Origin of the sequence: Enterobacter sp. NFIX59 (assembly GCF_900113755.1) — a bacterium.
GTDB lineage: Bacteria > Pseudomonadota > Gammaproteobacteria > Enterobacterales > Enterobacteriaceae > Enterobacter > Enterobacter pseudoroggenkampii.
Genome location: NZ_FOQN01000001.1, coordinates 19,763 through 42,512 on the forward strand (window position 1 = coordinate 19,763; position 22,750 = coordinate 42,512).

The following is a 22,750-nucleotide window of genomic DNA, read 5'->3' on the forward strand; positions in this document are numbered from 1 at the left end:
GGTAAAAGCGCTGGTTTGCCGCAGGGTTGGGTTTATAATGGCCTTTCTTTTAGAGAAAAAGTGTTAGAGAAAGAGTTGTAGACATGAAGCGCAGTAGAACAGAAGTAGGGCGCTGGCGCATGTTGCGACAGGTGAGTCGTCGCAAGGCTCGTTGGCTGGAAGCACAATCCCGCCGCAATATGCGTATTCACGCCATCAGAAAATGTGGAATGACCCGGCATCGCAACGCGTTGCTGTTCGCAGTCCAGGATATCTGAGTACCATGAGGGCACCGTAATGGTGCCCGCTGATTTTGTAGCGTCTGATTTTTAGGAGTAGCGTATTTGCAGCGCTATTCCTGCTGTATTGAGCAAAAGGAGGGAGAAGAAGTGTTTGCGGAGTTTGGCGTACTGAATTTCTGGACGTATGTTGTTGGCGCATTTTTTATCGTGCTGGTACCGGGGCCGAATACCCTGTTTGTGCTGAAAACCGGGATTGGTCACGGCGTTAAAAAAGGGTATCTCGCCGCCACAGGCGTGTTTATCGGTGATGCGGTTCTGATGTTTCTGGCCTGGGCGGGTGTCGCAGCATTAATCCAGACCACGCCGGTGCTGTTTAACATCGTGCGCTATCTGGGCGCCTTCTATCTGCTGTGGCTGGGGGGCAAAATGCTCTGGTCGGTGGTGAACCGTCAGAAAAACGCGCATGAGAGCGGCCCCGAACCTGCCAGTATGATCATGAAACGTTCGCTGGTATTGAGCCTGACCAATCCAAAAGCGATTCTGTTCTACGTATCGTTCTTCGTTCAGTTCATTGACGTGAACGCACAGAGCACCGGCACCTCTTTCCTTATCCTCGCGACGACGCTTGAGTTGATAAGCTTCATGTACATGAGCTTCCTGATCTTCTCCGGTGCGTTTGTCACGCGTTATCTCAAAACGAAAAAGAAACTGGCAAAGCTGGGGAACGGGCTGATAGGGCTGCTGTTTGTTGGGTTTGCGGCGAGGTTAGCGTCGCTGCATTGATTGATGAAAGGCTCCTGCGGGAGCCTTTTTAATTCTGTTTGACAACGCCTCACCATTTAGTTGTATAGTACAACTAAATGGTGAGGACAGAACATGCACAGCGAAACCCCGGTAGTCAGCGTTATTCGACGTTCCTCGCGCCTCATGGTGCGAGAGTTAGGTTTTATGGGTTCTACCCTGGCCTCAACGAGCTACTCACCTTCGGCCGTCCATACCCTGGTCGAAATCGCCTTACGCAAAGAGATGACGGCGAGCCAGCTGGTGCAACTGCTGGGCCTGGAAAAGTCCAGCGTCAGCCGGATGCTGGCTCGCCTGATTGCCGCAGGCGAACTCGAGGAAGTCATTTCTACTGAGGATGCGAGAGCAAAGAGCCTCAGGCTGACCGCGAAAGGTCACGAGACGGTCAGCAAAATTAATGCCTTCAGCAATGAGCGCGTGGTCTCAGCAATAAAATGTCTTGCTCCTGCCCAGCAGCAGACCATTTCGGAGGGGCTCACCCTTTATGCCAATGCGCTGCAGGCATGCCGTGAGTCGGGCAACGAGACGCACCCTGACGAGCTTACGATAGTGCAGGGATATATCCCCGGCATGATTGGCCGTATAGCGGAAATGCACGGGAGTTATTACGCTCGTGAACATCATTTTGGCCGCTTTTTTGAGGCCAAAGTGGCGACAGGACTCGCAGAATTTAGTGAACGGTTGGATAAGCCGTGCAACCAGATCTGGCTGGCGATGATGAGCGGCAGGATAGTGGGGTCAGTGGCGATCGATGGCGAGGATCTGGCACCGGGTGAAGCCCATCTTCGCTGGTTTATTCTTGATGATGGCTGCCGGGGACACGGCGTGGGGAAAAAACTGCTGAATGAAGCGATGCGTTTTTGCGACAGCGCCGGTTTTTCAGCCGTGCACCTCTGGACATTCAATAAGCTTACCGCCGCCCGGCGTCTGTACGAGTCGTTTGGGTTTACGCTGGTAAAAGAGTGGGAAGGCGACCAGTGGGGAAGCCTGATTACAGAGCAGCAGTTTACCCGGTATAAAGACGCACAACCGGCGTAATAAAAAAGGCTCCTTGCGGAGCCGCTTTGGTATCAGAACACTTTCTTATAAGGTCGAACCGTCACCTTCGCATACACACCTGCTGCAACATACGGATCTGCGTCAGCCCAGGCCTGAGCGGCTTCCTGAGATTCAAACTCAGCAATAACCGTAGAGCCGGCAAAACCGGCGGCACCCGGATCGTTGCTGTCTACTGCAGGCATGGGGCCGGCGGTCAGTAATCGACCTTCATCCTGAAGCAACTGCAAACGTGCCAGATGCGCAGGGCGCACAGCCTGGCGTTTTTCGAGCGAATCAGCAACATCTTCAGAGTAAATCACGTAAAACACGGCGAAGCTCCTTAACCGGTAAAAGTGTCAGTTACGTTATGTGAAAGGGCAAACGACTGCAATGTAAAATAAAAACAATGTTAATACCCTGATCTGAATGCGCCTTTTTTGGCCTCTCATGCGCTAAAGTTGCGTCAGAACAAAGTGTCTTATTGAATATGATTGCTATTTGCATTTAAAATCAGTGTTCGGTTTTTTAACGTTGATGACTATGACTTCGATGACCCTTGATTTACCTCGCCGCTTTCCCTGGTCGACGCTGCTTTCTGTCGTGATTCACGGTGCCGTTGTGGCGGGTCTGCTGTATACCTCGGTTCATCAGGTTATTGAAATGCCCGCGCCCGCGCAGCCGATTTCGGTGACGATGGTCTCGCCAGCGGATCTTGAACCGCCGCAGGTTGCCCCTCCGCCGCCACAGCCGGTGGCTGAACCGGAGCCAGAGCCCGAGCCTGTTCCGGCGCCACCGAAGGAAGCCCCGGTGGTGATCCACAAGCCTGAACCGAAGCCAAAACCTAAGCCGAAGCCAAAACCGGTGAAGAAGGTCGAGGAGCGTCCAAAACGCGAGGAACGTCCGGTTGAACCGCGCGCGACCCAGCCGGTAGAAAATGCAGCGCCTTCACGTCCGGTGATGAACAATACGGCAACGACGTCAAAGCCAACGGTTACCGCACCGGCGGGCCCGCGAGCCGTAAGCCGCAATCAGCCTCAGTATCCGGCGCGAGCTCAGGCCTTGCGTATTGAAGGCCGCGTACGGGTGAAATTTGATGTCACTGCGGATGGCCGCGTGGATAACGTGGAAATCTTGTCTGCTCAGCCTTCTAATATGTTTGAGCGCGAAGTGAAATCTGCCATGCGCAGATGGCGCTATGAGCCAGGCAAGCCGGGCAGCGGATTGATTGTTAATATCGTTTTCCGCCTGAACGGCGGGGCGCAGATGGAATAAAAAAAGCCTCCGAAAGGAGGCTTTTTTTTGCCTGTCGATCAGGCTTGTGGAAGTTGACGAGGTTTACCCTCGCTGTCCACTGCGACATAAATAAACAGCGCTTCAGTGGCCTTATAACGCTGCCCAATCGGCTCAGAAGAGACTTTCTTCACCCAGACTTCGATGTTGATGGAAATGGAGGTATTGCCGCGTTTCACGCAGCGCGCGTAGCAGCAAACCACATCCCCTACCGCAACCGGGCGCAGGAAGGTCATGCCGTCCACCCGCACCGTCACCACGCGCCCGTGGGCGATCTCTTTTGCCAGAATTGCGCCGCCCATATCCATCTGCGACATCAGCCAGCCGCCAAAAATATCGCCATTGGCATTGGTGTCAGCGGGCATTGCCAGTGTGCGTAAAACCAGTTCGCCCTGAGGGGCGTTAGTTGTTGTCATTGTTTTAACTCGTAACGGAAGACTTCAGGCGGGATGCTACTATGATTTCAAAGCGGAGAGAATAGACCAGAACGCCTGTCGTTGACGTTCTGGTCAGTCATTAATCAGTGCTTGTCGTCCTGCGGCATGTGACGATAGATATATACGCCGCTTAACAGCGTGAAGATAAGCGTCAGCGCAGTCAGGCCAAAGACCTTAAAGTTGACCCAGATATTCTGCGGCAGCCAGAAAGCAATATAGATGTTAGCGAGACCGCAGAGAATGAAGAAGACCGCCCAGGCGATATTCAGACGGGACCAGACGTGTTGAGGCAGCGTCAGCTCTTTGCCCAGCATGCGCTGGATCAGCGGCTTTTTCATCACCCACTGGCTGATTAACAATGCGCCCGCAAACAGCGCGTAAATGACGGTCACTTTCCACTTAATAAATTCATCATTGTGGAAGAACAGGGTAAGCCCGCCGAATACGGCGACCAGGACGAAGGTAACCAGCGCCATTTTTTCGACTTTACGATAGCGAACCCAGCTGTAAATCAGTACGACAGCGGTCGCAACGATCAGCGCAGTGGTGGCGGCATAAATATCGTACAGCTTATAAAAAGCAAAAAAGACCACGAGCGGTAAAAAATCAAGAAACTGCTTCATTCTGTGATTCCATCTTCTGAGCGGGGCGGGAGACAGCGATGCCCCCCGCCTCGGGATTACTGACGAATTAACATATACAGGCGGAACAGATAGACCAGCAGTACCGCTGAAATCAGATTGCTCAGCGTATTCGCCACTACCGCGCCAACATTGGGCGTTAAAACCGCAAAATTCGGCGCAAACAATAACAGCAGCGTTTTGGCCAGCAGCCAGCCAATCACGGCGGGCGCCACCAGACGCATATTAGCCCATGCCAGTCGGATGCTGCTGCGCATCGCGGTAAAAATCCCCATTTTATCCTGCACGACCATCACCGGCGCAAATGAGAGCACAATAGCCAGTAACACACCCGGCACCACGACCAGCATAATCCCCATCTGCACCAGCAGGGTGGTTAAAAAGATCAGGATAAACAGCTTAGGTAAGACCGGCGCGCTGGCACCAATCGCCCGCAAGGCGCTGACCCGGTGACCCGCCGATACCAGCTGAATCATCAGCAAAACGCCGCCCGCCAGAATTGCATTACCAATCAGGCCTGAGAACGTGGACGCGGCAGAAGCGCGCAGCAGAATTTGCTGCTGCTCAGGCGTCATGTTTTGCACGAGTTCAAACAACCCCACGCTACCCGCAAGGTGGTCGCCCTGGCTGAGGCTGGCAATCTGTTCTTCACTCGGTGAGAAGGCATGGCCCAGCACCACCGTGATAAAGGCACATAGCAACGCGATCAGTAAAAAGGTTATGAACTGATTGCGGAAAAAGTTTCCCGTGTCACGGTAGACAGACTTCGCCGTGATAGACATGCACTCTCCTTGAGTATTGCAGGTGTTAATTAGCCGGCAATTGTACACCGGATGCACCTGCTGTGGCAGCATCAAGGCTTGTATGGAAAAGCATATCTTTGTAAAGCGGCGGTAATCCAACGCGCGCGCGGGCGCGGTTACAGGCTTCGTTGACCTGCCCATCTTCCCCCGACATGGCAAATTCCCGGCACGGGCTGGGGCGATCCTCATAGATAGAACACCGGGTAGAGACCCCAGGCTCGCCCTGTAGCGCAACACAGCGAGCCTGCTTTTGGTTTGTGCCGCTCATGCAGCGCAGAAAGGGGGTTAACGGCTCAGTAAGATGAACCGGAACGGCACCGCCGCCATCGCTGGCTTCGGCCCAGTAGAAAGAGACTCGAAAATACGCACAACAGGCTCCGCACGTCATGCACGGGTTAATATCACTCATGGCACACCTGCAAAAGAAGAACGCATCAAATCAACTTGTGAAGCGATAAATTATCCAGCCGCCAGAGGAAGAGCAAGAGGGGGAAAAGGGAAAATTTTGTAACCGTGAAATGCCAAAAATTGACATGGAAACAACTTATTGGTTTTGGATGCGTAACAAAAAATTAATCCAGATCAATGAATGTTAAGTTACTGGTTTTAATGTGATCTGTGGCAGATCACTTATTACCCTTTTGTGAGTATATTCTCACCCGCGATTAAAACCACAACGATGGAGCGGATATGAAAAAATTAGCGGTGGCAGCCCTTGTATTAAGCAGTCTCTCTGGCGGCGCGTATGCGCATGAAGCAGGCGAATTCTTTATTCGTGCCGGTTCGGCTACGGTTCGCCCAACTGAAGGATCGGATAACGTGCTGGGTATGGGCGGTTTTAGCGTCAGTAATAACACCCAGTTAGGTTTAACGTTCACCTATATGGCGACGGATAACGTGGGTGTTGAGCTTCTGGCAGCAACGCCGTTCCGTCATCGCGTGGGTCTCGGGCCGACCGGTGATATCGCCACGGTTCACCATTTACCGCCAACGCTGATGGCGCAATGGTACTTTGGTGACTCAAGCAGCAAGGTGCGCCCTTATATTGGCGCCGGTGTGAACTACACCACCTTCTTTGATGAGAAATTCAACGATACCGGTAAAGAGGCGGGTCTGACGGATCTCAGCCTGAAAGATTCGTGGGGCATGGCGGGACAGGTCGGTCTGGATTACCTGATTAATCGCGACTGGCTGATCAACGCCTCGGTCTGGTACATGGATATTGATACGGACGTACGCTTCAAGGCGGGCGGTCAGCAGCAAAGTATCAATACTCGCCTGGATCCGTGGGTGTTCATGTTCTCTGCGGGTTATCGTTTCTGATCCGCCGTCAAACTGGCCACAGGGTGGCCAGTTTGCTTTGCTAACTTCAAAACGACGGATAAACCGGCCGCTCATCAAGCTTTACGCAATGCCTCAGGATCGTTTCCCCATCATATAAATAGCTGAAAGCGTCGCTCGACAGGGAATGGAAGAGAATATCGCCGTTGGCAAACGGGATAATTTCGGTATCACCCGCACGTTTGTGCCCCGCGCCGGTTTCAAAATGACCGTGCCATCGTTCCTGGGTGTGGTCATAAACGTGAAGAATAACCTCGACAAGTCCTCTTTGCGGACAATTAAGGCGCAGGAAGGTAGAAGAGAAATTCAGGGACAGTGCATGGAAGGGAATCAATAAGGCGAAAACCAGTAAAGCTCGTAAATACATCAAACCGCGAAAACCTCCTTCAAAAGGGAAATGAGATTTTACTTAAGTCGAAAATTGCGTTTTTGCCGTGGATCAAGATGTCTTATAATTCAATACGATAAAGGCCCCTTACGAGGCCCTTAGCGATCATTTTTGAATCAGATAGCGAATGGTGGGTCCATCCTGCTGGATATCCAGCACCGTATAACCGTGGTTTTTCGCATCCAGCGGTATGTTGTTGATGGACTGCGGGCAGTCGCTGACCACCTCCAGAATTTCACCTTTCTTAAGCTGCGGTAGTGCTTCAAGCGTAGCAACCGCCGGATAAGGACAGGGCTCACCGACCATATCCAGACGGTAATCAGGCACGATCTCTTTCATGCGACGTTCTCCTGCGTTTCAGGTTTGACAGTGGCACGGCGGAAGAAGCGTTTCTCCTGTGCGACGACCAGTAAAAAAGCGACCAGCAGCAGGGCGTAGGTGACCAACAGGCCGCCGAGAGGCCCGAAGGTATTCAGCAGGTTGACCTTGTCCCAGCTGGTGGCCAGGACGGGAGACAAGTTATCCCAGTAATACGCCAGGATCGTAGAACCAATCACATTTCCCAGACCCACCCACCAGTAATGCACCTGGCCTTCGACGGCGCGATACATCCAGCCGGTTTCACACCCGCCAGCCAGCACGATCCCGAAGCCGAACAGCAGGCCGCCAATGACCGCGTTAGGACCGGCCCACATGATTTTTGGTTCGACGCCCAGTTGAACATAGCTGAAGATGCCGATGGCGCTGACCGCCATCCCGGCGATAATCGCCTTCGCCATCATCGTGCGCCCGGTGATCCACATATCGCGAAACGCGGAGGTGAAGCAGATCTGCGCGCGTTCAATGAGCAGACCAAAACCCACACCGAACAGCATCGCCAGACCGAGTTTGGGCTGATTCAGAGCGGTGCAGAGCGCCCATGCGATCATGGCGAAAAAGACCAGCATTCCGAGGCGGAAACGGTGGCGTGCCTGAGAGGGCTTCTGGGTTAACGGAGACGCTGCGCTGACTTTTACCATTTTCACTGGAATGCGAAACAGCGGCAGTAGAGTGAATTTTGCACCAAAGTAAGAGCCAATGGCCGTGGCGACAGCAAAGAACCAGGCGTGAAGAGAAAACTGAGGGATCCCGGTAAAGAAGGCGGCAAGGTTGCAGCCCATCGCCAGGCGCGCGCCGAATCCGGCAATTATGCCGCCGATAATCGCCTGCAGAATGCGGATCCGGCTTTTGGGCATACGCAACTTAACGTTGTTTGCCCACAGCGCCGCCGCGAAACAGCCGCCGAACATGCCGATGATCATCATCCCGTCGATGCGGGTGAGCGGCGTACCGTCCAGATGAATGAGTTTAAAGTAGCCCCACTCTTCGGCATGTACGCCAGCGAGTTGCAGCAGTTGGCCACCCCAGCGGGTGAACTCGCCGGTTACGGCCCAGAAGGTACCGGTAATGCCAAAATAATAAGTAGAGAGAATGCCTGCCGCGATAACGGCCGGAACGGGTGACCAGAACTTAACCAGATAAGTCTGTTTGAAGAATTGCCATGACATGAAGAAGCCTCTGAACTCAGAAGGAATATTTGGAATTAACGGACTGGAATATATAACTTTTTTCCTTACTCTAAAACCTCGCTGATGCTTTTCTCTAAAATACATCCCTTTTTCATGACTTTTATCACTAAACCGAGCGGCTTATTCAGCCTCGCCTGGCTTCAGGAGGCGACAGCACAGGCGTTGAATAAATATTTAAATAGTTAATGTTATGTTAAGGCATGCTAAAGCTCGATGCAGGCGTTTTCAATGGCGAAAACTGATTCTATAACCACTGATGAATTCATGGCCATTCATCAGAAGTTGTACCGAATTTCAAAGACGTGGGGTGATTTATGGTTGACGTTATTTTTTTTACGTACTGAAAGCTGTCGGGTTGTAAACATAAAATACAGTGATATTAACGATGATCTGTTGTATCTTGCGGCAACACCAAAATTTGAGTCGCGGACAGTGAGACTGTGCAAGATACTGCGGCAATTATTTAATAAAAGAAAGCTAGCTAACCCCCTGGATATCTATGTTTTTCAGAGTAAATCAAATCGCGTAAAAGGCGTTGCAAAGCCAGTAACAACGGTGGCGATGAATATAGCCCTTAAAGAGGCCGCAAGAGAAATTGCAAACAAAAATGTCACCATGAAAAGTGCTCAGCAGATAATGGACTAAGAAGTTTGCAAAGATCCGAGTGGCCGTAGTCTTATTTTTTATAAGACGTACAGCTAAGGTACGTCATAAAATTTCATCAAAATACACGTCTCAGAGGAATGATATTACACCACTGTTTTTTATACTCCATTCCGGAGAAGTTTTTTCCCAATGAGAATATGATTTGTTTCTCATCCCGCTCACACAGCTCTCGGGCGCGATTATAATTTTCCCACAGCAAGACGCTCCCCGCACCAATGTCATTATATTGGGGATCATATCCACCATTGATGTCATCGAAATAGATCCATTCGGGGCATTCAGTTTTGAATATTAAATCAATTGCTATGATTTTTTTATTGAATGCGAGCGCGGAGCCAAAAACCATATGCCTCAGATTTTCAATAGCATCCAGCAGGTTCTCTCTTGGATAGGGTGATATCTTACCGCGCCAGCGAGCATTAAATAAGTTTATGTAACTGTCGCAAATTTCCTCAGCAGAAAGAGTATTCACATCCAGTATTTCCCCTCCAAGCTTGAGGAAACGATTCCTTTCGCCATTTCTTTTCTTAATCGTTTTTGGAGAAAATACAGATTTCATATGACATATCTCATCATTCAGCATTTTACTGCTGAATGAATTGATGAACGCGTTTTTCTGTAATGGCGAAAGTTTTTTTGTCCTGACGGGAAGGAAAAATTTTGAATGAGGGGCGCTGGGTAATATTATATCCTCAAAAACAAACGGGTGCGACTTTGAATAGAGATTCAGGGATCCACTGATGGAGTAAGTTGATGAGACAATAATACCATCTTTTTTTCTACAGAAAAAACGAATGTCTTTTTTTCGTTTGTTTGCCAGGTAAGTTAGCACATCCGGGTGTGTGCATACACTTCCGCCATAAACAGAATAAGCCTGACGATAAATACTCAGGTCACACTCTTTCCATCCACAAATTAAACTTCTTAACATTTTGACCAAATATTTTTTGCAATAACAGTTATACGCATACTTTATACATTCTTTGCAGTATGTAAATCGACAAAGAGATATTGTTGACTACTTGTTTAGTGAAGGGATGAATTAAGTATTAGTGTGCTATTTATTGCAACTGATATGAATGCTGGAAATGAAAAGAGTGTGTAAAAAAAGAGGACCGTCTGGCTGGGATGCCAGACGGTCGAAGGGTTAGGCTTTACGCGTCGCCGCTTTCATTGCAGTCACAAACGCTTTCAGCTCGACCAGCATCTGCTCTGGCTTGTCCACGTTCTTTTCGATGATCTTCACAATCGCAGAGCCGGAGATGGCACCTGCTGCTTTCGCCTCAATCGCTGCGGTGACCTGATCCGGGGATGAAATCCCGAAACCCTGCAGCGGAGGCGCGGCATGGTACTCGGCCAGTTTCTCCACCAGGTGATGCAGCGGCAGCGCGGCTTTATTCTCGGCACCGGTCACGCCTGCGCGGGAGAGCAGGTAGGTATACCCGCGTCCGTAAGAGGCTATCTGGCGCAGCAGCTCATCGTCCGCGTTTGGCGGGCAGATAAAAATAGGGGCGACATTGTGACGCATCGCAGCCTGGCGGAACGGCGCAGACTCCTCAACCGGCACGTCGGCGACCAGAACGGAGTCGACGCCAACGCGTGCGCACTCGGCGTAAAACTCATCGATACCGCGGTTGAATACCAGGTTGGCGTACATCAGCAGGCCAATCGGGATAGTGGGGTGCTTCTGACGGATCGCCGCCAGCATCTCGAAGCACTGGGTCGGCGTGACGCCCGAGGCAAACGCGCGCAGCGTCGCATTCTGAATGGTCGGGCCATCCGCCAGTGGGTCAGAGAACGGGATCCCCAGCTCCAGCGCATCGGCACCGGCTTCAATCAGGGTGTCGATGATCTTCAGCGACTGTTCAGGACCAGGGTCGCCCAGGGTGACGAAGGGAACGAACGCGCCTTCCTGGCGGGATTTCAGTTCTGCAAATACGTTATCGTAGCGTTCCATCAGATTTCCCCTCGTGCTTTCAGAATATCGTGAACGGTGAAGATATCTTTGTCACCGCGACCGGAAAGGTTCACCACCAGCAGCTGTTCTTTTTCCGGATTGTCTTTCATCATTTTCAGCGCATGGGCCAGAGCGTGTGAAGACTCCAGCGCCGGGATGATCCCTTCGCTGCGGCACAGCGTTTTGAACGCTTCCAGCGCTTCGTCATCGGTTATGGAGACATAGTCCGCACGACCGGTGCTGTTCAGATAGGCGTGCTGCGGTCCTACGGACGGGAAATCGAGGCCGGCAGAAATAGAGTAAGACTCTTCAATCTGGCCTTCATCGGTCTGCATCATCGGGGATTTCATGCCGAAGTAGATCCCCACGCGGCCATGCTTCAGCGGCGCGCCGTGTTCACCCGATTCAATGCCGTGACCCGCAGGCTCGACGCCAATCAGACCCACGCTGGTGTCGTCGATAAAGTCTGCGAACATGCCGATGGCGTTAGATCCACCGCCGACGCAGGCGATTACCGCATCCGGCAGGCGACCCTCTTTTTCGAGGATCTGCGCTTTGGTCTCTTCCCCGATCATGCGCTGGAATTCGCGCACGATAGTTGGGAACGGGTGCGGGCCCGCCGCGGTACCGAGCATATAGTGTGCGGTTTCATAGCTGCCAGACCAGTCGCGCAGCGCTTCGTTACAGGCATCCTTCAGCGTCGCGGAGCCGCTGTGCACCGGGATCACTTCTGCACCCATCAGACGCATACGGAAAACGTTTGGAGACTGACGCTCAACGTCTTTCGCCCCCATATAGATGCGGCATTTCAGACCGAGCAGGGCGCTGGCGAGCGCCGAGGCCACGCCGTGCTGGCCTGCGCCGGTTTCGGCGATGATTTCGGTTTTGCCCATACGCTTCGCAAGCAGCGCCTGGCCCAGCACCTGGTTAGTCTTGTGCGCGCCGCCGTGCAGCAGGTCTTCACGCTTAAGATACAGCGTGGTTTTCGTGCCTTCCGTCAGATTGCGGCATTTGGTCAGGGCCGTTGGGCGGCCTGCATAATTTTTCAGCAGGTCGGTAAATTCAGCCTGAAACGCCGGATCCTTCTGTGCGCTCACAAACGCTTCTTCCAGCTGGCGCAGCGCGGGCATCAGGATTTGCGGGACGTACATCCCGCCGAACTCACCAAAATACGGGTTAAGTAATGTCGTCATCTTCTCTTCCTTAATATGCACGCAGAGTTTTAAAAACCGAGGCCAGTTTGCTGGCATCTTTAATACCCGGCTGGGACTCTACGCCTGAATTGAAATCGAGGCCTGCGCAGCCGGTTTTCGCGGCTTCTACACAGTTGTCCGGGCTTAAACCGCCCGCCAGCAGGACGTTGTCCAGCTTTACGCCGTTCAGCAAGGACCAGTCAAAACGCTGGCCGGTTCCGCCCTGGCCGTTATCGAGGACGTATTTATCCACGTGGTTCAGGTTACGCGGGGGCAACGTATCGTCAACGCGTTGCGCTTTCCAGATCTGTACCTGCGGCGCCAGCGTGGCGCGCAGGGCATCGATATAGGCCTGATCTTCATCGCCGTGAAGCTGCACTGCGCTCAGGGATAACGCGTCGGCTTTTTCAACCACCTCTGCGATGTCTGCGTTGCGGAACACGCCAACAAAGCTGAGCGGAGCCGCGGCGATGACCTTACGCGCCTGCTCTTCGCTGACCGCGCGAGGAGAGGAATCCACAAAAATCAGCCCGCCATAAATCGCTCCGGCTTCATACGCGGCCTGGGCGTCCTGTTCGCGGGTTAAGCCGCAGACTTTGTTTTCACCCAGCAGCACGCGACGTACTGCCGCATTGAGATCGTCATGTTCCATCATGGCGGAGCCAATCAGGAAACCGTTGGCGAAGTGGCTCAGCTCGCGCACCTGGGCGTAGCTGTTAATGCCGGATTCGCTGATCACCGTGACGCCAGCGCCCAGACGCGGTGCCAGCTGGCGCGTGCGGTTCAGGTCAATGGACAGGTCACGCAGATCGCGGTTGTTAATGCCAACCACTTTGGCTTCCAGCGCAATCGCGCGCTCCAGCTCCTCTTCATTACTCACTTCGGTCAGCACGCCCATGTTCAGGCTGTGCGCCACGGCGGAAAGCTGGCGATACTGCTCGTCGTTAAGTACCGAGAGCATCAGCAGGCAGGCGTCGGCCTGGTAAAAGCGCGCCAGCCAGATCTGATACGGGTCAATGATAAAGTCTTTGCACAGGATCGGCTGCGGCGCGATGCCGCTGACGATCGGCAGAAAATCGAAGCTGCCCTGGAAATATTTCTCATCCGTCAGCACGGAGATGGCTGACGCATGATGCTTATAAATGCTGGCAATACGTGCCGGGTCGAAATCGTCACGGATAACGCCTTTAGACGGGGAGGCTTTTTTGCACTCAAGAATAAACGCGGTGCGCGCACCCTGCAGGGCATCATAGAAACGACGTTGGCTTGGTACGACGTCGTTCTGGAAACTGGTAAGCGGCTGCTGTTGCTTGCGTGCTTCCACCCAGATGGCCTTATCGGCAACGATTTTCGCTAAAACGGTCTGCATTCTTTACCCTCTTGCCGCAAGTGCGGTAACGCGATCGTAAGCTGCACCGGAGCGCAGTACATCCAGAACTTTTTGAACGTTGGCCTTCAGGTCTTCCTCACCGTGCAAACGCATCAGCATGGCGACGTTGGCAGCAACGGCGGCCTCATGAGCGACCTCTCCCTTACCTTGTAATAAGCGCGTCAGAATGTCACGGTTTTCTTCCGGCGTACCGCCGGCCAGCGCTTCCTGGTGATACGGGGTTAAACCAAAGTCAGCGGCTTCCAGCTGGTAGCTCAGGATTTCACCGTCGCGCAGTTCGGCTACCAGCGTTGGCGCATGCAGTGACACTTCGTCCATTCCACCGCTGTGCACCACGGCGGCACGCTGGTAACCCAGCACACGCAGCGTCTCGGCAATCGGCAGTACCAGTTCCGGACTGTAGACACCGATCAGCGCAAGCGGCGGGTGCGCCGGGTTGATCAGCGGGCCGAGCACGTTAAACAGCGTGCGGGTTTTAAGCTGCTGACGAACCGGCATCGCGTGGCGGAAACCGGTGTGATACTTCGGCGCAAACAGGAAGCAGACGCCCAGGTCATCCAGCGCTTCACGGGAACGCTCGGCGTTCATATCGAGATTAATACCGAATGCGGCGAGCAAATCGGAAGAACCAGACCGGCTGGAAACGCTGCGGTTACCGTGTTTCGCGACCTTTAAACCACACGCCGCCGCCACGAAGGCGCTGGCGGTGGAGATATTGATGCTGTTACTGCCGTCTCCCCCGGTGCCAACAATATCGGCAAACTGATAGTCCGGGCGCGGGAACGGGGCGGCATTTTCCAGCAGGGCCGTAGCGGCACCGGCGATCTCCTGCGGGCTTTCGCCGCGGACTTTCATGCTCACCAGCGCGGCCGCCAGCTGCTCAGGCTTCAGCTCGCCGCGAACCACGGCGGAGAAGAGCTGGTGGCTCTCCTGTTGGCTCAGGGTCTGCGCCTGGTACAGTTTTTCCAGAATCGGCTGCAGGGTATTGGTCTGCTCCAGCTTCTGTAACGCCCAGTCGAGCGTCTGCTCCAGCAGGCGGGCGCCGTGGGAGGTCAGGATCGATTCCGGGTGGAACTGCAGGCCGCAGACGCGATCCGCATCGTGACGTACCGCCATCACCATCCCTTCAAACGAGGCGTTAATGGTCAGCCCGGCGGGAATATTGCTGCCAACCAGCGAGTGATAGCGCGCGACCGGAAGCGGGTTCGGCAGCCCGGCAAACATTGCCTGGCCGTCATGTTCAATGCTGGACGCTTTACCGTGCAGGATCTCACCCGCCTGGCCGACGTAGCCGCCGTAGGCTTCAACAATTGCCTGATGGCCGAGGCAGATGCCGATAATCGGCAGCTTGCCGCGCATGCGGGTCAGCAGCTCCGGCATACAGCCTGCTTCGCTCGGTGCGCCTGGCCCCGGGGAGAGCATCAGCACCGGGTTTTGCATGGTTGCCAGACGGTCAATCAGGGTCTGCGCCGGGACGTGGTTGCGGTAGATAACAACGTTGTGGCCATTCGCACGCAGTTGATCTGCCAGGTTGTAGGTAAAGGAGTCGATATTATCGAGCAGCAGAATGTCAGCCATCAGAAAATCTCCTGTGCATGGTGTGCGGTAGCAATGGCGCGAAGGACCGCACGGGCTTTGCTGCGCGTTTCGTCAGCTTCAGACTGCGGAACAGAATCAAGAACAATTCCGGCACCCGCCTGGACGGTAGCAATGCCGTCTTCGACATAGGCGGAGCGGATCACGATGCAGGTATCGAGGTCACCGTGGGCCGTGAAGTAGCCTACCGCGCCGCCGTAGCTGCCGCGACGGCGTCCTTCGGCCGCGGCAATCAGCTGCATGGCGCGCACTTTCGGCGCACCGCTCAGGGTGCCCATGTTCATGCAGGCGCGATAGGCGTGCAGCACGTCGAGGTCGTGGCGCAGCTCGCCCACTACGCGAGAGACCAGGTGCATCACGAACGAATAGCGGTCGACTTTAGTCAGGTCCGCCACGTAGCGGCTGCCCGGGGTACAAATACGGGCCAGATCGTTACGCGCCAGATCGACCAGCATAAGGTGCTCGGAGAGCTCTTTATGATCGGTACGCATTTCCAGTTCGATACGGCTGTCCAAATCGCGATCCAGGGAGCCATCGGCGCGACGTCCACGCGGACGGGTTCCGGCAATCGGGTAGATCTCAATCTGGCGGCTGGTGGCGTCATATTTCAGCGAGCTTTCCGGCGAGGCGCCGAACAGCGTGAAGTCGTTGTCCTGCATAAAGAACATGTATGGGCTTGGGTTGCTCTTTTTCAGCACGTCGTAGGCGGCGAGCGGCGACGGGCAGGGCAGAGAGAAGCGACGGGACGGTACCACCTGGAAAATTTCCCCGGCGCGAATCGCCTTTTGCATCTGGCGAACCACGGCGCCGTACTGATCGTCAGTCTGGTTCACATCGCAGGTCATTTTTTCAACCCGCTGCACCGGAAGTTCAGGGGGCGCTTCCGTCATCTGCTGCTGGAGCTGCGCGATGCGGTGCTCAAGACGGTTTTTCTCAGCTGTCGAAGGCGTGAACAGGCTGGCCTGGATACGGGTGTATTGTTTCTGATGGTCGATCACCAGCAGGGTTTCAGCCAGATAGAAACAATAGTCCGGGCAGCGATTACCCTGCTCGGTTTCCGGCAAATCTTCAAATCCGGCGACCAGGTCATAAGCAAACAGCCCACCAAAGAACATCGCCTCACGCTCGTCTTCCGGCACAGTAACCAGGTTCTGCAGCAGGCGGAAGGCATCGAAAACGGACAGGGAGCAGAGGCGCGCGTCTTCGTCCAGCAGTTGGCTCACCGGCGGGAAATGCAGAATGCGCATTTCTGGATGAAGTTCGTTTTCAATGCCTGAAGGCAGGGCTACATCCAGCAGCGGCAGCAGCGATGCGCCGTTATCTGACAGCGCCTTAATTGTGACAGTGTCACCTAAAGCGGTAATGCGCAGCGCGCTGTCGACCAGCAGAAGGCTCTTGAGATCGTCTTTGCTGTCGATGTCTGCAGATTCCAGTAGCAGCGTTGCCGGACGTGCCCCGCACACCTGATGAAACAGCGCGGTGGGGTTGTGGCGATAGGCCGCCTCGCAGGTCAGCAATTCGAGATGAGGTTTGGCTGTTTGCATGTTGGTGTTCTCATTTATTCTGTTCAAAAAAAAGCCCGCTGAGTAGCGGGCGGGTATCTGTTTGCATTTCGCAGACGCGTGACACTGCCCGATGATCAGGAAGTACGCCACCAACCGTGCAGAGTGAAATGTGCTGTCATTTTCAGATACCTTTCTCGTGTGAACTTGCGTACTAGTTAACTAGTTCGATGGCGTGTTGTCAACCCTTGATTTCAGAATTTCGCGTGAAGTCGGTATCATGGGGTTTTCGGATGTCTCCAACCTGTTATGGGAAGTGCTTTGAGCGATACCACCTACGCCATTATTTATGATTTACACAGCCATACTCAGGCCTCTGATGGCCTGCTGACACCCGAAGCCCTGGTTCATCGTGCCGTTGAAATGCGCGTCGGTACGCTGGCGATAACCGATCACGATACGACAGATGCCATTCCGGCGGCGCGCGCTGAGATCGCCCGCAGCGGGCTGGCGCTAAATCTGGTGTCCGGCGTTGAGATTTCGACCGTCTGGGAAAACCATGAGATTCATATCGTTGGCCTGAACATCGATATAGACCATCCGGCACTTATTGCCTTTTTGCAAGAACAAAAAACGCGCCGCAACCAGCGCGCAGAGATGATCGGCGAGCGTCTGGAAAAGGCGCATATTCCGGGCGCGCTGGAAGGTGCGCAAAAGCTGGCGAACGGCGGGGCAGTCACCCGCGGTCATTTCGCCCGTTTTCTGGTAGAAGCAGGCAAAGCGACGACCATGGCGGATGTTTTTAAAAAGTATCTGGCGCGCGGGAAAACCGGATACGTTCCGCCACAGTGGTGTACAATAAAACAAGCTATTGATGTGATTCATCATTCTGGCGGTAAGGCCGTGCTGGCACATCCGGGGCGGTATAATCTTTCTGCTAAATGGCTGAAAAGACTGCTGGCACACTTTGCCGAATGCGGTGGCGAGGCGATGGAAGTCGCCCAGTGTCAGCAGGCGCCCAACGAGCGCGCGCAGCTCGCGACCTATGCCCGCCAGTTCGGCCTGCTTGGGTCACAGGGGTCTGATTTCCATCAGCCCTGCGCCTGGATCGAACTGGGGCGCAAGCTCTGGCTGCCCGCTGGCGTTGAGCCGGTCTGGCAGCTCTGGGAACAGCCGCAGCAAATTGAAGAGAGGGAAGTATGAGTCAGTTTTTCTATATCCATCCGGATAACCCGCAGCCACGTCTGATCAACCAGGCCGTGGAGATCGTCCGCAAAGGCGGCGTGATTGTCTACCCGACCGATTCAGGCTACGCGCTGGGCTGCAAAATTGAAGATAAAGGGGCGATGGAACGCATTTGCCGTATTCGCCAGCTGCCGGACGGCCATAACTTTACCCTGATGTGCCGCGATCTCTCTGAGCTGTCCACCTATGCTTATGTGGATAACGTGGCGTTTCGCCTGATTAAGAACAACACGCCGGGCAACTACACCTTCATCCTGAAAGGGACGAAAGAGGTGCCGCGCCGCCTGCTGCAGGAAAAGCGTAAGACTATCGGCATGCGCGTGCCGTCGAACCCGATTGCGCAGGCGCTGCTGGAAACCCTCGGCGAGCCGATGCTCTCTACCTCGCTAATGCTGCCAGGAAGTGAATTTACCGAGTCCGATCCGGAAGAGATCAAAGATCGTCTGGAGAAGGTAGTCGAGCTGATTATTCACGGCGGCTATCTCGGCCAGCAGCCGACCACCGTGGTCGACTTAACCGAAGATGCACCGGAAGTGATTCGTGAGGGCGTGGGCGATGTAAAGCCTTTCTTGTAATGGTATAAGCAGATATACTACGCGGCCATCAAAGCAGGGCTCAGCCCTCTTTTGACCTGATTCGACGCCTGTGAAGGCGACACCTGAGGAAGCTCAATGAGCGAGAAGTTACAGAAAGTGCTGGCGCGTGCCGGCCACGGCTCACGCCGTGAAATCGAAGCCATTATTGAAGCGGGTCGCGTGAGTGTGGACGGTAAAATCGCCACGCTGGGTGACCGCGTTGAAATCGTACCGGGGCTGAAGATCCGCATCGACGGTCATCTTATCTCCGTGAAAGAGTCCGCTGAACAAATCTGTCGCGTGCTGGCTTACTACAAGCCGGAAGGCGAGCTGTGCACCCGCAACGACCCGGAAGGTCGTCCGACGGTGTTTGACCGTCTGCCTAAACTGCGCGGCGCTCGCTGGATTGCCGTTGGTCGTCTGGACGTGAACACCTGCGGTCTGCTGCTGTTTACCACCGATGGTGAACTGGCAAACCGTCTGATGCACCCAAGCCGTGAAGTAGAACGTGAATACGCGGTGCGCGTATTTGGCCAGGTTGATGAGAATAAACTGCGCGATCTGTCGCGTGGCGTTCAGCTGGAAGACGGTCCTGCGGCGTTCAAAACCATCAAATTTACCGGTGGGGAAGGCATCAACCAGTGGTACAACGTGACCCTGACCGAAGGCCGCAACCGTGAGGTGCGTCGTCTCTGGGAAGCGGTAGGCGTACAGGTTAGCCGTCTTATCCGTGTCCGTTACGGCGATATCCTGCTGCCGAAAGGTCTGCCACGCGGTGGTTATACCGAACTGGATCTGACCCAAACCAACTACCTGCGCGAGCTGGTCGGCCTGACGCCGGAAACCACCTCAAAAGTGGCGGTGGAAAAAGATCGTCGTCGCATGAAGGCGAATCAGATCCGTCGCGCGGTGAAGCGCCACAGCCAGGTGAGCAGCAGTCGCCGCTCCGGCAGCCGTAATAACAACGGTTAATGTAAAAGCCCGGTGAACTCTCCGGGCTTTTTTCTTTAGTAATCAACGCCAATTTGCGCTTTGATACCCGCATCAAACGCATGTTTGACCGGACGCAGCTCGCTGACGGTATCGGCCATCTCCAGAATATCCCGATGACATCCGCGCCCCGTGACGATAACCGTCTGGTGTACAGGACGGTTCTTAAGAGCATCCAGCACGGCTTCCAGCGGCAGGTAGTCGTAGGCGACCATATAGGTTATCTCATCCAGCAGAACCATATTCAGCGAGGGATCGGCCAGCATTCTCTTTGCATGCTCCCAGACGGCGAGACAGGCGGCTGTGTCTGTTTCCCGGTTCTGGGTATTCCACGTAAACCCGGTTGCCATTACCTGAAACTCGACGCCGTGAGGCTCCAGCAAATTCCGCTCGCCGTTGGGCCATGTGCCTTTAATAAACTGGATCACGCCCACTTTTTGCCCGTGTCCGACGGCGCGTGCCGCCGTACCGAATGCGGCGGTGGTTTTCCCCTTGCCGTTGCCGGTAAAGACGATGACGATCCCACGCTCGTCCTGTGCCGCCGCGACGCGCGCATCGACCTGTTCTTTCAGACGCTGCTGGCGCTGCTGATGACGTTCTTCACTCATTGCGAAATTCCTGGTTTACGGCCCGGCTGGGCGTCAAAGGTCATCCCGGTTTTGCGGCGGCTGTCGTCGCCCATCAGCCAGAGATAGAGCGGCATAATGTCTGCCGGGGTTTTCAGCTTCTGCGGATCTTCGCTCGGGAACGCACTGGCGCGCATTTTGGTGCGCGTACCGCCCGGGTTGATGCAGTTTACGCGCAGATGGCGGCTCTGGTACTCCTCCGCCAGCACCTGCATCATGCCTTCGGTCGCGAATTTTGATACGGCATAGGCTCCCCAGTTTGCGCGTCCCTCACGGCCAACGCTGGAGGAGGTGAACACCAGTGAACCTGAATCCGATTTGAGTAATAAAGGAAGCAGTGCCTGGGTCAGGAAAAACGTCCCGTTGACGTTGACCTGCATCACCTGCTGCCAGATATCAGGATCCTGTTCATCCATCGGACGCACTTCGCCTAACAAACCGGCGTTATGCAGTACGCCGTCGAGTCTCGGATAGTGGGCGCTGATGCGCCGGGCTAATTCCTGGCATACTTCGGGCGTGCAGGTCAGCAAATCGAGTGTATACCACGGGGCCGGTGTGCCGCATACAGCCTCAATCTCCTGAGCGACGTTTTTCAGTTTTTCTTCGTTGCGCCCGATCAGAATGACGTTCGCGCCGTAATCGGCGTAGGTCAGGGCCGCCTCGCGGCCAATCCCGTCGCTGGCACCGGTGACAAGAATAATCCGGTTTTGCAGCAGATTTTTTTGCGGTTGATAATGCACGGTGACTCCTCAGGCGACCGGTGATGCAATGGCGCCTTTATGATGACTTTTCGGCTTTATGCCCGAATTAGCCTAATAATTCAATCAGTCTACAGGACGCATTACTGTAAAATTAACAATTTGCAAATATTTAAACGTCAGTGCGGGGATTCCTGAAGGCGGCTCGCAGAGGTAATGTCACGAGCGAGACGCATGGGCAGGGCTGATGTACACTGCCGTGAAAGATTCGTGGTTAAATCAAGGTGGAACGCGTGGAATTACTTTCTCAATATGGGTTGTTTTTGGCCAAAATCGCGACGGTGGTGATTGCCATTGCGGTGGTTGCCGTTCTGATTGTCAACCTGACGCAGCGCAAGCGTCAGCGAGGGGAGTTACGCATCACCCGCCTGAGTGAGCAGTATAAAGAGATGCAGGAAGAGATGTCTTTGGCGCTGCTTGATAGTCATCAACAGAAACTCTGGCTGAAAGCGCAGAAGAAAAAGCATAAACAGGAAGCCAAAGCGGCAAAGGCAAAAGCGAAGCTCAATGCGCCGCAGGATAAGGCCACGCCACGTGTCTATGTGCTCGATTTTAAAGGCAGTATGGATGCGCATGAGGTTTCCTCTCTGCGGGAGGAAGTAACTGCCGTTCTAGCCGTGGCGACACCGCAGGATCAGGTTGTCGTGCGTCTTGAAAGCCCGGGCGGGGTGGTTCACGGTTACGGACTGGCCGCCTCACAGCTGCAGCGCCTGCGTGAAAAACAGATCCCGCTGACCGTGGCCGTGGATAAAGTGGCGGCCAGCGGAGGCTACATGATGGCCTGCGTGGCGGACAAAATTGTGGCCGCACCGTTCTCTATTATTGGCTCGATCGGCGTGGTCGCGCAAATTCCGAACTTTAACCGCTTCCTGAAAAATAAAGAGATTGATATCGAACTTCACACGGCGGGTCAGTATAAACGTACCCTGACGCTGCTGGGGGAAAATACGGAAGAAGGGCGTCAAAAGTTCCGTGAAGATCTCAACGAAACGCATCACCTCTTTAAAGACTTTGTGCATCGTATGCGCCCGACGCTCGATATTGAACAAGTTGCGACAGGCGAGCACTGGTACGGCGTCCAGGCGCAGGAGAAAGGGCTGGTGGATGAAGTCGGAACCAGCGACGATCTGCTGCTCAACCTGATGGAGGGCCGGGAACTGGTGGGCGTGCGCTTTACCCAGCGTAAGCGACTTCTTGACCGCTTTACCAACAGTGCGGCAGAAAGCGCGGACCGCCTGCTGCTGCGCTGGCTACAGCGCGGACAAAAACCGCTGCTGTAAACAAAAACGCGAGGCACATGCCTCGCGTTTTGCGTTAATCGACCAGGTGATATTTCTCGGAAAGCGTATGCGCCAGGTATTTAAACATGTTAAACACGGCGGTGCTTTTCGGGGTCGGCAACCCCTGTTCGTCAAGGAAGTATTCGCCGCTGAAAATCAGCACGCCATTACGCTGCTCTACGCCGGTGGCTTCAATACCCGCCAGCGTATCTTCGTGGTCACGGATAAGCTTGTTTGCTTCGATAAGCAGAGAGGCTCGGTCAATAGGTTGGGTCGTATTCTGCATAATCCACTCCTTAAACAGTGACAATAGTCTACGCCGAGGGCGCTTTGGGGGCAAATTTTCCCTGTAATGTGAGGGGATAAGGTACAGGGACCTGGCTGGCGGGATTTGCTTTTGCATGCTAATAAAGTTGCGTAACGAATTTTATCAGGTAGAGTGTG

General features: G+C 54.2%; 28 protein-coding genes and 1 other annotated feature. Of the genes, 10 read left to right on the forward strand and 18 right to left on the reverse strand.

The features are described from left to right. Positions 1 to 83 precede the first annotated feature (83 nt). The 3 genes from BM007_RS00100 (at position 84) to BM007_RS00110 (ending at position 2,060) form a co-directional block, all read left to right on the forward strand. Positions 84 to 257, forward strand: a complete 174-nt coding sequence (locus BM007_RS00100; RefSeq protein WP_021240326.1) for a YciY family protein — start codon at positions 84 to 86, stop codon at positions 255 to 257. A gap of 111 nt (positions 258 to 368) precedes the next feature. Continuing rightward, positions 369 to 1,004 (forward strand): leucine efflux protein LeuE, encoded by a 636-nt coding sequence (gene leuE / locus BM007_RS00105; RefSeq protein WP_023312092.1) that lies wholly within the window; start codon positions 369 to 371, stop codon positions 1,002 to 1,004. A gap of 93 nt (positions 1,005 to 1,097) precedes the next feature. Further along, positions 1,098 to 2,060 (forward strand): bifunctional helix-turn-helix transcriptional regulator/GNAT family N-acetyltransferase, encoded by a 963-nt coding sequence (locus BM007_RS00110; RefSeq protein ID WP_090416681.1) that lies wholly within the window; start codon positions 1,098 to 1,100, stop codon positions 2,058 to 2,060. A 32-nt stretch (positions 2,061 to 2,092) separates the two neighbouring features. On the opposite strand, the gene BM007_RS00115 is transcribed toward BM007_RS00110, so the two are convergent. Next, a complete protein-coding gene (locus BM007_RS00115; RefSeq protein ID WP_024907101.1) occupies positions 2,093 to 2,389 on the reverse strand; it encodes a YciI family protein in 297 nt (98 codons plus the stop codon). A gap of 220 nt (positions 2,390 to 2,609) precedes the next feature. Here BM007_RS00115 and tonB point away from each other — a divergent pair, with 220 nt between their 5' ends. Beyond that, entirely contained in the window at positions 2,610 to 3,332 is a 723-nt protein-coding gene (gene tonB / locus BM007_RS00120; protein ID WP_090416683.1) for a TonB system transport protein TonB, read from the forward strand. 38 nt (positions 3,333 to 3,370) lie between these two features. On the opposite strand, the gene yciA is transcribed toward tonB, so the two are convergent. From yciA to BM007_RS00140, 4 genes are all read right to left on the reverse strand, one after another. Beyond that, positions 3,371 to 3,766: an acyl-CoA thioester hydrolase YciA gene (gene yciA / locus BM007_RS00125; protein ID WP_008502796.1), complete on the reverse strand. Its 396-nt coding sequence runs from the start codon at positions 3,764 to 3,766 to the stop codon at positions 3,371 to 3,373. Positions 3,767 to 3,870: 104 nt separating this feature from the next. Further along, the gene (locus tag BM007_RS00130) at positions 3,871 to 4,410 is read right to left on the reverse strand and encodes a septation protein A (RefSeq protein ID WP_032647595.1); all 540 of its coding nucleotides are present in this window, start codon (positions 4,408 to 4,410) and stop codon (positions 3,871 to 3,873) included. A gap of 56 nt (positions 4,411 to 4,466) precedes the next feature. Next, positions 4,467 to 5,210: a YciC family protein gene (locus tag BM007_RS00135; protein WP_032647593.1), complete on the reverse strand. Its 744-nt coding sequence runs from the start codon at positions 5,208 to 5,210 to the stop codon at positions 4,467 to 4,469. Positions 5,211 to 5,235: 25 nt separating this feature from the next. Continuing rightward, on the reverse strand, positions 5,236 to 5,640 hold the full coding sequence (locus BM007_RS00140; protein WP_048990749.1) for a YkgJ family cysteine cluster protein: 405 nt from the start codon (positions 5,638 to 5,640) through the stop codon (positions 5,236 to 5,238). A gap of 281 nt (positions 5,641 to 5,921) precedes the next feature. Here BM007_RS00140 and ompW point away from each other — a divergent pair, with 281 nt between their 5' ends. Then, positions 5,922 to 6,554 (forward strand): outer membrane protein OmpW, encoded by a 633-nt coding sequence (gene ompW, locus BM007_RS00145; RefSeq protein WP_024907105.1) that lies wholly within the window; start codon positions 5,922 to 5,924, stop codon positions 6,552 to 6,554. Positions 6,555 to 6,600: 46 nt separating this feature from the next. Here the strand turns inward: ompW and BM007_RS00150 are convergent, their stop codons facing one another. The 3 genes from BM007_RS00150 to yedE form a co-directional block, all read right to left on the reverse strand. Continuing rightward, a complete protein-coding gene (locus BM007_RS00150) occupies positions 6,601 to 6,939 on the reverse strand; it encodes a hypothetical protein (RefSeq protein WP_063621876.1) in 339 nt (112 codons plus the stop codon). 126 nt (positions 6,940 to 7,065) lie between these two features. Then, the gene (gene yedF / locus BM007_RS00155; protein ID WP_003856774.1) at positions 7,066 to 7,299 is read right to left on the reverse strand and encodes a sulfurtransferase-like selenium metabolism protein YedF; all 234 of its coding nucleotides are present in this window, start codon (positions 7,297 to 7,299) and stop codon (positions 7,066 to 7,068) included. Then, positions 7,296 to 8,507 (reverse strand): selenium metabolism membrane protein YedE/FdhT, encoded by a 1,212-nt coding sequence (gene yedE, locus BM007_RS00160; protein ID WP_090416685.1) that lies wholly within the window; start codon positions 8,505 to 8,507, stop codon positions 7,296 to 7,298. Before yedE ends, yedF begins: the two co-directional genes overlap by 4 nt. Before the next feature lie 249 nt (positions 8,508 to 8,756). On the opposite strand from yedE, the gene BM007_RS00165 reads away from it, so the two are divergent. Further along, the gene (locus BM007_RS00165; protein ID WP_048990757.1) at positions 8,757 to 9,173 is read left to right on the forward strand and encodes a hypothetical protein; all 417 of its coding nucleotides are present in this window, start codon (positions 8,757 to 8,759) and stop codon (positions 9,171 to 9,173) included. A gap of 76 nt (positions 9,174 to 9,249) precedes the next feature. Here BM007_RS00165 and BM007_RS00170 read toward each other — a convergent pair whose 3' ends face one another. From BM007_RS00170 to trpL, 7 genes are all read right to left on the reverse strand, one after another. Further along, a complete protein-coding gene (locus BM007_RS00170; protein WP_090416687.1) occupies positions 9,250 to 10,125 on the reverse strand; it encodes a GNAT family protein in 876 nt (291 codons plus the stop codon). Between the two features lie 216 nt (positions 10,126 to 10,341). Continuing rightward, positions 10,342 to 11,151: a tryptophan synthase subunit alpha gene (trpA, locus tag BM007_RS00175; RefSeq protein ID WP_090416689.1), complete on the reverse strand. Its 810-nt coding sequence runs from the start codon at positions 11,149 to 11,151 to the stop codon at positions 10,342 to 10,344. After that, positions 11,151 to 12,344, reverse strand: coding sequence for a tryptophan synthase subunit beta (gene trpB / locus BM007_RS00180; protein ID WP_024907111.1), 1,194 nt, complete (start codon positions 12,342 to 12,344; stop codon positions 11,151 to 11,153). The genes trpA and trpB overlap by 1 nt, the downstream gene beginning before the upstream one ends. Before the next feature lie 10 nt (positions 12,345 to 12,354). Beyond that, entirely contained in the window at positions 12,355 to 13,713 is a 1,359-nt protein-coding gene (trpCF, locus tag BM007_RS00185; RefSeq protein WP_090416691.1) for a bifunctional indole-3-glycerol-phosphate synthase TrpC/phosphoribosylanthranilate isomerase TrpF, read from the reverse strand. Between the two features lie 3 nt (positions 13,714 to 13,716). Beyond that, positions 13,717 to 15,312 (reverse strand): bifunctional anthranilate synthase glutamate amidotransferase component TrpG/anthranilate phosphoribosyltransferase TrpD, encoded by a 1,596-nt coding sequence (trpD, locus tag BM007_RS00190; protein ID WP_032647582.1) that lies wholly within the window; start codon positions 15,310 to 15,312, stop codon positions 13,717 to 13,719. Next, positions 15,312 to 16,874: an anthranilate synthase component 1 gene (locus tag BM007_RS00195; RefSeq protein ID WP_090416693.1), complete on the reverse strand. Its 1,563-nt coding sequence runs from the start codon at positions 16,872 to 16,874 to the stop codon at positions 15,312 to 15,314. The genes trpD and BM007_RS00195 overlap by 1 nt, the downstream gene beginning before the upstream one ends. A gap of 25 nt (positions 16,875 to 16,899) precedes the next feature. Next, positions 16,900 to 16,993, reverse strand: a sequence feature (Trp leader region). Next, a complete protein-coding gene (gene trpL / locus BM007_RS23540; protein WP_106993556.1) occupies positions 16,970 to 17,014 on the reverse strand; it encodes a trp operon leader peptide in 45 nt (14 codons plus the stop codon). Its footprint overlaps the feature before it by 24 nt. 139 nt (positions 17,015 to 17,153) lie before the next feature. Here trpL and rnm point away from each other — a divergent pair, with 139 nt between their 5' ends. The 3 genes from rnm (at position 17,154) to rluB (ending at position 19,624) form a co-directional block, all read left to right on the forward strand. Next, complete coding sequence (rnm, locus tag BM007_RS00200; protein WP_032647580.1) at positions 17,154 to 18,035, forward strand: RNase RNM; 882 nt, start codon at positions 17,154 to 17,156, stop codon at positions 18,033 to 18,035. Beyond that, positions 18,032 to 18,652 (forward strand): L-threonylcarbamoyladenylate synthase, encoded by a 621-nt coding sequence (locus BM007_RS00205; protein WP_003856793.1) that lies wholly within the window; start codon positions 18,032 to 18,034, stop codon positions 18,650 to 18,652. The genes rnm and BM007_RS00205 overlap by 4 nt, the downstream gene beginning before the upstream one ends. Positions 18,653 to 18,748: 96 nt before the next feature. Beyond that, complete coding sequence (gene rluB, locus BM007_RS00210; RefSeq protein ID WP_023312076.1) at positions 18,749 to 19,624, forward strand: 23S rRNA pseudouridine(2605) synthase RluB; 876 nt, start codon at positions 18,749 to 18,751, stop codon at positions 19,622 to 19,624. 35 nt (positions 19,625 to 19,659) lie between these two features. On the opposite strand, the gene cobO is transcribed toward rluB, so the two are convergent. Both cobO and BM007_RS00220 read right to left on the reverse strand, forming a co-directional pair. Further along, complete coding sequence (gene cobO, locus BM007_RS00215; RefSeq protein WP_061714976.1) at positions 19,660 to 20,250, reverse strand: cob(I)yrinic acid a,c-diamide adenosyltransferase; 591 nt, start codon at positions 20,248 to 20,250, stop codon at positions 19,660 to 19,662. After that, the gene (locus BM007_RS00220) at positions 20,247 to 21,008 is read right to left on the reverse strand and encodes a YciK family oxidoreductase (RefSeq protein ID WP_024907117.1); all 762 of its coding nucleotides are present in this window, start codon (positions 21,006 to 21,008) and stop codon (positions 20,247 to 20,249) included. Before BM007_RS00220 ends, cobO begins: the two co-directional genes overlap by 4 nt. A gap of 251 nt (positions 21,009 to 21,259) precedes the next feature. Between BM007_RS00220 and sohB the strand changes: the two genes are divergently transcribed. Beyond that, positions 21,260 to 22,306, forward strand: a complete 1,047-nt coding sequence (gene sohB, locus BM007_RS00225; RefSeq protein WP_032647576.1) for a protease SohB — start codon at positions 21,260 to 21,262, stop codon at positions 22,304 to 22,306. Positions 22,307 to 22,340: 34 nt separating this feature from the next. On the opposite strand, the gene BM007_RS00230 is transcribed toward sohB, so the two are convergent. Beyond that, complete coding sequence (locus BM007_RS00230; RefSeq protein WP_023312072.1) at positions 22,341 to 22,592, reverse strand: YciN family protein; 252 nt, start codon at positions 22,590 to 22,592, stop codon at positions 22,341 to 22,343. Positions 22,593 to 22,750 lie beyond the last annotated feature (158 nt).

What these genes read in the sequence shown, in the direction of transcription:
- BM007_RS00230 (WP_023312072.1), bottom strand. Translation starts at nt 22,592, where the DNA reads ATGCAGAATACGACCCAACCTATTGACCGAGCCTCTCTGCTTATCGAA.
- trpD (WP_032647582.1), bottom strand. Translation starts at nt 15,312, where the DNA reads ATGGCTGACATTCTGCTGCTCGATAATATCGACTCCTTTACCTACAAC.
- trpB (WP_024907111.1), bottom strand. Translation starts at nt 12,344, where the DNA reads ATGACGACATTACTTAACCCGTATTTTGGTGAGTTCGGCGGGATGTAC.
- tonB (WP_090416683.1), top strand. Translation starts at nt 2,610, where the DNA reads ATGACCCTTGATTTACCTCGCCGCTTTCCCTGGTCGACGCTGCTTTCT.
- BM007_RS00165 (WP_048990757.1), top strand. Translation starts at nt 8,757, where the DNA reads ATGGCGAAAACTGATTCTATAACCACTGATGAATTCATGGCCATTCAT.
- rluB (WP_023312076.1), top strand. Translation starts at nt 18,749, where the DNA reads ATGAGCGAGAAGTTACAGAAAGTGCTGGCGCGTGCCGGCCACGGCTCA.
- yedE (WP_090416685.1), bottom strand. Translation starts at nt 8,507, where the DNA reads ATGTCATGGCAATTCTTCAAACAGACTTATCTGGTTAAGTTCTGGTCA.
- BM007_RS00130 (WP_032647595.1), bottom strand. Translation starts at nt 4,410, where the DNA reads ATGAAGCAGTTTCTTGATTTTTTACCGCTCGTGGTCTTTTTTGCTTTT.
- ompW (WP_024907105.1), top strand. Translation starts at nt 5,922, where the DNA reads ATGAAAAAATTAGCGGTGGCAGCCCTTGTATTAAGCAGTCTCTCTGGC.
- BM007_RS00140 (WP_048990749.1), bottom strand. Translation starts at nt 5,640, where the DNA reads ATGAGTGATATTAACCCGTGCATGACGTGCGGAGCCTGTTGTGCGTAT.
- BM007_RS00150 (WP_063621876.1), bottom strand. Translation starts at nt 6,939, where the DNA reads ATGTATTTACGAGCTTTACTGGTTTTCGCCTTATTGATTCCCTTCCAT.
- BM007_RS00205 (WP_003856793.1), top strand. Translation starts at nt 18,032, where the DNA reads ATGAGTCAGTTTTTCTATATCCATCCGGATAACCCGCAGCCACGTCTG.
- yedF (WP_003856774.1), bottom strand. Translation starts at nt 7,299, where the DNA reads ATGAAAGAGATCGTGCCTGATTACCGTCTGGATATGGTCGGTGAGCCC.
- BM007_RS00135 (WP_032647593.1), bottom strand. Translation starts at nt 5,210, where the DNA reads ATGTCTATCACGGCGAAGTCTGTCTACCGTGACACGGGAAACTTTTTC.
- yciA (WP_008502796.1), bottom strand. Translation starts at nt 3,766, where the DNA reads ATGACAACAACTAACGCCCCTCAGGGCGAACTGGTTTTACGCACACTG.
- trpA (WP_090416689.1), bottom strand. Translation starts at nt 11,151, where the DNA reads ATGGAACGCTACGATAACGTATTTGCAGAACTGAAATCCCGCCAGGAA.
- cobO (WP_061714976.1), bottom strand. Translation starts at nt 20,250, where the DNA reads ATGAGTGAAGAACGTCATCAGCAGCGCCAGCAGCGTCTGAAAGAACAG.
- BM007_RS00195 (WP_090416693.1), bottom strand. Translation starts at nt 16,874, where the DNA reads ATGCAAACAGCCAAACCTCATCTCGAATTGCTGACCTGCGAGGCGGCC.
- BM007_RS00110 (WP_090416681.1), top strand. Translation starts at nt 1,098, where the DNA reads ATGCACAGCGAAACCCCGGTAGTCAGCGTTATTCGACGTTCCTCGCGC.
- trpCF (WP_090416691.1), bottom strand. Translation starts at nt 13,713, where the DNA reads ATGCAGACCGTTTTAGCGAAAATCGTTGCCGATAAGGCCATCTGGGTG.
- BM007_RS00100 (WP_021240326.1), top strand. Translation starts at nt 84, where the DNA reads ATGAAGCGCAGTAGAACAGAAGTAGGGCGCTGGCGCATGTTGCGACAG.
- BM007_RS00170 (WP_090416687.1), bottom strand. Translation starts at nt 10,125, where the DNA reads ATGTTAAGAAGTTTAATTTGTGGATGGAAAGAGTGTGACCTGAGTATT.